6 protein-coding genes are annotated in these 6,000 nt (G+C 57.4%); 3 read left to right on the plus strand and 3 right to left on the minus strand.

The window, feature by feature from the left end; translation table 11 throughout:
* Positions 1–72: 72 nt before the first annotated feature.
* The 3 genes from greA to pomA form a co-directional block, all read right to left on the minus strand.
* Entirely contained in the window at positions 73–549 is a 477-nt protein-coding gene (gene greA, locus AB5Y90_RS08345; protein WP_005343528.1) for a transcription elongation factor GreA, read from the minus strand.
* A 156-nt stretch (positions 550–705) separates the two neighbouring features.
* Positions 706–1,599: a flagellar motor protein MotB gene (locus AB5Y90_RS08350; RefSeq protein WP_307895382.1), complete on the minus strand. Its 894-nt coding sequence runs from the start codon at positions 1,597–1,599 to the stop codon at positions 706–708.
* Positions 1,600–1,607: 8 nt separating this feature from the next.
* Positions 1,608–2,366 carry a flagellar motor protein PomA gene (gene pomA / locus AB5Y90_RS08355; protein WP_005349525.1) on the minus strand — a complete coding sequence of 253 codons (759 nt, stop codon included), beginning with the start codon at positions 2,364–2,366 and terminating at the stop codon, positions 1,608–1,610.
* Between the two features lie 211 nt (positions 2,367–2,577).
* On the opposite strand from pomA, the gene xseB reads away from it, so the two are divergent.
* The 3 genes from xseB to dxs are packed head-to-tail and all read left to right on the plus strand — an operon-like array spanning position 2,578 to position 5,610.
* Complete coding sequence (xseB, locus tag AB5Y90_RS08360; RefSeq protein ID WP_005338838.1) at positions 2,578–2,829, plus strand: exodeoxyribonuclease VII small subunit; 252 nt, start codon at positions 2,578–2,580, stop codon at positions 2,827–2,829.
* On the plus strand, positions 2,830–3,720 hold the full coding sequence (gene ispA / locus AB5Y90_RS08365; protein WP_005349523.1) for a (2E,6E)-farnesyl diphosphate synthase: 891 nt from the start codon (positions 2,830–2,832) through the stop codon (positions 3,718–3,720).
* A 21-nt stretch (positions 3,721–3,741) separates the two neighbouring features.
* Positions 3,742–5,610, plus strand: coding sequence for a 1-deoxy-D-xylulose-5-phosphate synthase (gene dxs / locus AB5Y90_RS08370; protein WP_368166785.1), 1,869 nt, complete (start codon positions 3,742–3,744; stop codon positions 5,608–5,610).
* Positions 5,611–6,000 lie beyond the last annotated feature (390 nt).

The raw sequence follows: 6,000 nt of genomic DNA on the forward strand, positions 1-6,000 counted from the left end.
TATCAATAATCATATAGATAAAGACAAACAGGGGAGCACCAGCCCCCCTGTTTCATCGTCTGTAGCATTCGCTTAGATATAAGCGACTTCCAGTACTTCGTATTCCACATCGCCAGCAGGGGTCTTGACGATTGCAACATCGTCCACTTCCTTGCCAATCAGGGCGCGGGCAATGGGGGAGTTGACAGAGATGAGGTTCTGTTTGATATCAGCCTCATCGTCACCCACGATGCGGTAGACCACCTCTTCCTCTGTCTCGCTCTTGAGCAGAGTCACTGTCGCGCCAAAAATAACGCGACCGTTGTTGGTCATCTTGGTGACATCGATCACCTGGGCATTGGAGAGCTTGGCTTCAATCTCCTGAATGCGGCCTTCACAGAACCCCTGCTGCTCGCGAGCGGCATGGTATTCGGCGTTTTCCTTCAGATCGCCGTGCTCACGGGCATCGGCAATCGCTTCGATAATCTGGGGACGAAGCTCGGTCTTGAGATAATCGAGCTCTTCGCGCAGCTTCTCAGCGCCGCGAACAGTCATCGGAGTATGATTCATAGTCGAAACCTGGGTTGCTTGAAAATAGAAACTGCGGCCATCTGCAAGGAGGCCGCAGCAATCGGTTCGGATGAGGCATCTTAATATGAAGCCAACACAAAATCCACGTCAGCCCCCTGATGCAGATCCCACTTGCGTCATCGACATTCCCCTCGCTTACTTCCCTTCCGGTAGGGAAATGGGGGCCGAAACGGTCGGTTTGCCCTGCATGATGGCGATCTCCACCCGCCGATTCATCCGACGATTTTCCGGGGTGGTATTGGGCACCAATGGCTGGGAATCCGCCATCCCCTGCACCACCAGTCGCCCCTGATCAAAACCGGGGACCTTCAGCATCTGGTGCGCCACCGCCACCGCCCGTTGCGACGACAGCTCCCAGTTGGACTGGAACAGCTCATCTTCGGTCGCCACGTTGTCGGTGTGACCGGAGATGGTGATTTCACCCGGCACATCCTTGAGCAGGGTCGCTACCTTGCGAATGACCGGCCAGAACTGTGGCTGCAGAAATGCCGAACCGGCCGGGAAAGACGCTTTTTCCCTGATCCGGATGATGATCTGCTGGCCCAGCGCCTCAATTTCGATGGCACCATCCTGGATCTGATCTTTCATCTGCTCGGCGAGGGCTTTGGCCAGGGTATTGGACTGTTCTTGCGCCTTCTTCGCATCCTGCGCGGTATCGCCCCCCGTCTGCTTGCCATCACTCTTGTCCTGACCACCGGCCTGATCCGACTCGCCGGGCAGAAACTCCAGTTCTGTCTGGGTCAGATCGATAGTCTGCTGCATCACAGTATCAATTGGCGTGGGTTCCGGGCGACCGGGCCTGAACTCCTGGGCAATCACCGAGGTTCCCTTGGGAATATCTTTCACCTCAAGGATGTTCTGTACCCCGAATGCCTTGTCCATGGAACCGGCTATCTGTTTGAACTTCTGCACATCCATCTCGGCAAAGGAGAGCAACAGCACGAAGAAGCACATCAACAGCGACATCAGGTCGGCAAAGGTTCCCATGTAACCAGGAAGACCTGGTGGCGGGCACTTGCAATCAGACATAGCGCCCCCTATTCGGTGCCAGTATTACGTTTGGACTGGTTCAGATAGTTTTGCAGCATGGACTGGATCACCCGCGGGTTCTGGCCATCCTGAATCCCCATAATGGCATCAAGGATCAGGGTACGACTGAGCTTCTCCTCCCCGCTGCGCAGCTCCAGCTTGTCGGCAATCGGGATCGCCAACATATTGGCCTCTATCGCACCGTACAGGGTGGTAAGCAAGGCCACCGCCATCGCCGGCCCGATCGACTTGGGGTCACTCATGTTGGCCAGCATGGCCACCAGACCCACCAACGTACCTATCATCCCCATGGCAGGGCCCAGATCCCCAAGGGTACGGAAGACCTTGATGGCAATGACATGGCGCTCGGCTGTCAGGTCGATATCCTTTTCCATCACGGCGCGCACCACTTCGGCATCGTGACCATCAACCAGCATGTCGATCCCTTTTTTCATAAATGCATTGGGGATCTCTGCGGCCTCCAGCGCAAGAAAGCCCCCTTTGCGAGCCGCGTCAGCCAGTTCAACGGCTTTGGTAATCAGGTCTTCAAGCTTGTCGCCCTTGTACATAAAGGCTTTGCCCGCCACCTTGAATGCCATCAGGAACTGGCCAAGGTTGAACTTCATCATGGCGATGAAGATTGAGCCCAATACAGTGATGTAGACCGATGGCATATCAACATACATGCTCATAGGGCCACCCAGCAGCATGCCGTACACCACCACCCCGAAACCCAGCACTATCCCTATCAGACTGCCTAGATCCACGTCCCTACTCCTGTCACCGGTTCTTATGCCTAATTATAGTTTGTTGAATTTTCTGCTATTGCGACCCTAGCGGCAAGCATACATCCACTGAGAATGATGGCTCATTATCGGCCAGTTTAGCGAGAGTTTGAGGGGGCGATGCTTTTCTGCCTCCCCCCTGTGGACGGTCGATGTTAATATAAGCCGTTTTTTTCAATCCCCGAGGATGGACATGGCCAGTAAAAAAATCGACCGTCTGAGTTTTGATGCCACTCTGGAAGAGCTGGAAACCATCGTTCATCAGCTGGAACAAGGTTCCCTACCCCTGGAAGAGGCACTCAAGCAGTTCGAGCAGGGCGTTCATCTGGTACGGGCCGGTCAGCAGAAGCTGGAACTGGCCGAACAGAAGATCCAGATCCTGCTCAGTCAAGCCGATGGCAGTGACCAGCTCGCCCCCTTCCAGCCAGAACAAGGAGAGGAGTGAGTGGCGCTGGACCATTTTTCCCGTCTGCATCGTCAGCGTATTGACGACTGTCTGTCAGCACAACTTGAATCCTTGCCCGCCATGGCGCCGCGTCTGCGCGATGCCATGAGTTATGGCCTGCTGCTGGGCGGCAAGCGGGTTCGCCCGTTTCTGGTCTACGCGGTCGGCGAGATGCTGGGCGTCAAGAGCGAACTGCTGGATGGCCCCGCGGCTGCCGTGGAGTGCATCCACGCCTACTCCCTGCTGCACGATGACCTGCCCGCCATGGATAACGACGACCTGCGTCGTGGTCAGCCAACCGTTCACAAGGCGTTTGACGAAGGAACCGCCATTCTGGCCGGTGATGCGCTGCAGACCCTGGCGTTCTCCATTCTCGCCGATCACCCCATGCCTGACTCCTTGATGGCCAACCGGGTGCGGATGCTGAGTACCCTCGCCCGCGCCTCCGGCTATCTGGGTATGTGTGGCGGCCAGGCGCTGGACCTGCAGGCCGAAGGGCGCCAGATCTCGCTCGCCGAACTGGAGCAGGTCCACCGCCACAAGACCGGTGCGCTGATTGAATGCGCCGTGGCGCTCGGCGCCCTGTGCAAAGCCGATGTCGATGACGCCACGCTGGCTGCACTGCAAACCTATGCCGCCGCGATTGGCCTCGCCTTTCAGGTGCAGGATGACATCCTCGACATCACAGGTGATACCGCCACCCTGGGCAAGCCACAAGGTTCTGACCTGGCGCTGGAGAAAAGTACCTATCCGGCCCTGCTCGGACTCGAAAATGCCCGTGAGCTGGCTCGCGAACTGCATGGGAAAGCCTTAACAGCCCTGCAATCCTTGCCCTACAATACCGACATTCTGGAAGCGTTTGCCGATTACATCATCGAGCGAACCCACTAAACGCTGGATAACAGTAACAATATGAGCGTTGATATTAGCAATTTCCCCAACCTGGCCCTCGCGGACACTCCGGTCGAGCTGCGTTCCTTGCCCAAAGATCGGCTGCCGGTGCTGTGCAACGAGCTGCGCGAATATCTGCTGCGCTCTGTCAGCCGCTCCAGCGGACACTTTGCCTCCGGTCTCGGCACGGTCGAACTGACCGTCGCCCTGCACTACGTCTACAACACCCCGTTCGATCGGCTGATCTGGGATGTGGGCCATCAGGCCTATCCCCACAAGATCCTGACCGGGCGCCGTGACCAGATCCACACCATCCGGCAGAAGGATGGTCTGCACCCCTTCCCCTGGCGTGGCGAGAGCGAATACGACGTGCTCTCCGTCGGCCACTCCAGCACCTCCATCGGTGCGGCGCTCGGTATGGCGGTCGCCGCCGAGAGTGAAGGGCTGGGTCGCAAGGTCGTTGCAGTGATCGGTGATGGTGCCATTACCGCAGGGATGGCCTTTGAAGCGCTCAACCACGCCGGCGATGTCCACAAGGACATGCTGGTGATCCTCAACGACAACGAGATGTCCATCTCAGAGAATGTCGGGGCGCTCAACAACCATCTGGCCCGGGTCATGTCAGGCAAGCTCTACACCACCATCCGCGAAGGCGGCAAGAAGGTGCTGGCGGGGCTGCCGCCGGTCAAGGAGCTGGCCAAGCGGGCCGAAGAGCACCTCAAGGGGATGGTGGTGCCCGGCACCCTGTTCGAGGAGTTCGGCTTCAACTATATCGGCCCCATCGACGGTCACGATATCGAGGCACTGGTCGAGACCCTGCGCAACATGCGCAACCTCAAGGGTCCGCAACTGCTGCACGTCAAAACCAAGAAGGGCAAGGGTTACGAGCCGGCGGAGAAAGACCCCATCGGTTATCACGCTGTGCCCAAGTTCAATCCTGACGATTGCTCCTTACCCAAGGCAAGCGGTGCCAAACCCACCTTCTCCGCCATCTTTGGCCAATGGCTGTGCGACATGGCCGCCAAAGACGAAAAGCTGGTCGGCATCACCCCCGCCATGCGCGAAGGCTCGGGGCTGGTGAAATTCAGCCAGCAGTATCCGGATCGCTACTTCGATGTGGCCATTGCCGAGCAGCATGCGGTCACTTTCGCCGCGGGTCTCGCCATCGCCGACAAGAAGCCGGTGGTGGCCATCTATTCGAGCTTCCTGCAGCGTGCCTACGATCAGGTGATCCACGACGTGGCGCTGCAAGATCTGCCGGTGCTGTTCGCCATCGACCGGGCCGGTCTGGTGGGCGCCGATGGCCCGACCCATCAGGGAGCGTTCGACATCAGCTTCCTGCGCACCGTGCCCAACATGGTGGTGATGACGCCATCTGATGAGAACGAGTGCCGCCAGATGCTCTATACCGGCTATCTCCATCAAGGCCCCGCCGCCGTGCGTTACCCGCGCGGCAGCAGCCTGAGCGATGCCCCCATCTCGTCAGAGATGCAGGCACTGGCGCTTGGCAAGGGACGTATCCTGCGAGAGGGCAAGGGCACCGCCATTCTGGCCTTTGGTACCCTGCTGCACCACGCGAAAGCGGCCGCCGAGGCGCTTGATGCCACTCTGGTGGACATGCGCTTCGTCAAACCGATGGATGAGGCACTGGTGCTGTCGCTGGCGGCCAGCCACGATCAGTTCGTCACTCTGGAAGACAACGCCATCATGGGCGGCGCCGGTTCGGCGGTGAACGAACTGCTGATGCGCAGCAAGCAGTGCAAGCCGGTGCTCAACCTTGGCTTACCGGATCGCTTCGTGGAACAGGGTACCCAGCAGGAGATCTATGCCCTGCTCGGTCTGGACGATACAGGCATCCAGAGTAGTATCGAAAGCTGGCTGCAAGCCTGATAAATATCTTTATTGCTAATGTGTAATGCCCGTCGAGTCACTACGACGGGCATTTCTACATAGCCCCCACCATCCTCAGAGTTCCGTTCTTCACAAAGTGTATCCTCGCCTTTCAGCAACGCCTCGTTATAAGTAGATAGACTCTCTGAAATTTTATCTCATGATGATGGTTAGCTATTTGATGAGCTCACCACGGTCAATATCTAAGGAAGGTGCGAATAAGCGGGGAAATTCTTCTCGGCTGACGCAGTCATTTCATTTCTTCATGTTTGAGCCGATTTTTTCTCCCGTAAACGCCTTGAATCAGCCTATTTAGACCGTTTCTTCGCCATTTAAGGCGTTATTCCCAGTTTTTAGTGAGATCTCTCCCACTGACGTATCATTTGGTCC

Origin of the sequence: Aeromonas sp. R4-1 (assembly GCF_040908325.1) — a bacterium.
In the GTDB taxonomy this organism is placed as follows: Bacteria; Pseudomonadota; Gammaproteobacteria; order Enterobacterales; family Aeromonadaceae; genus Aeromonas; species Aeromonas veronii.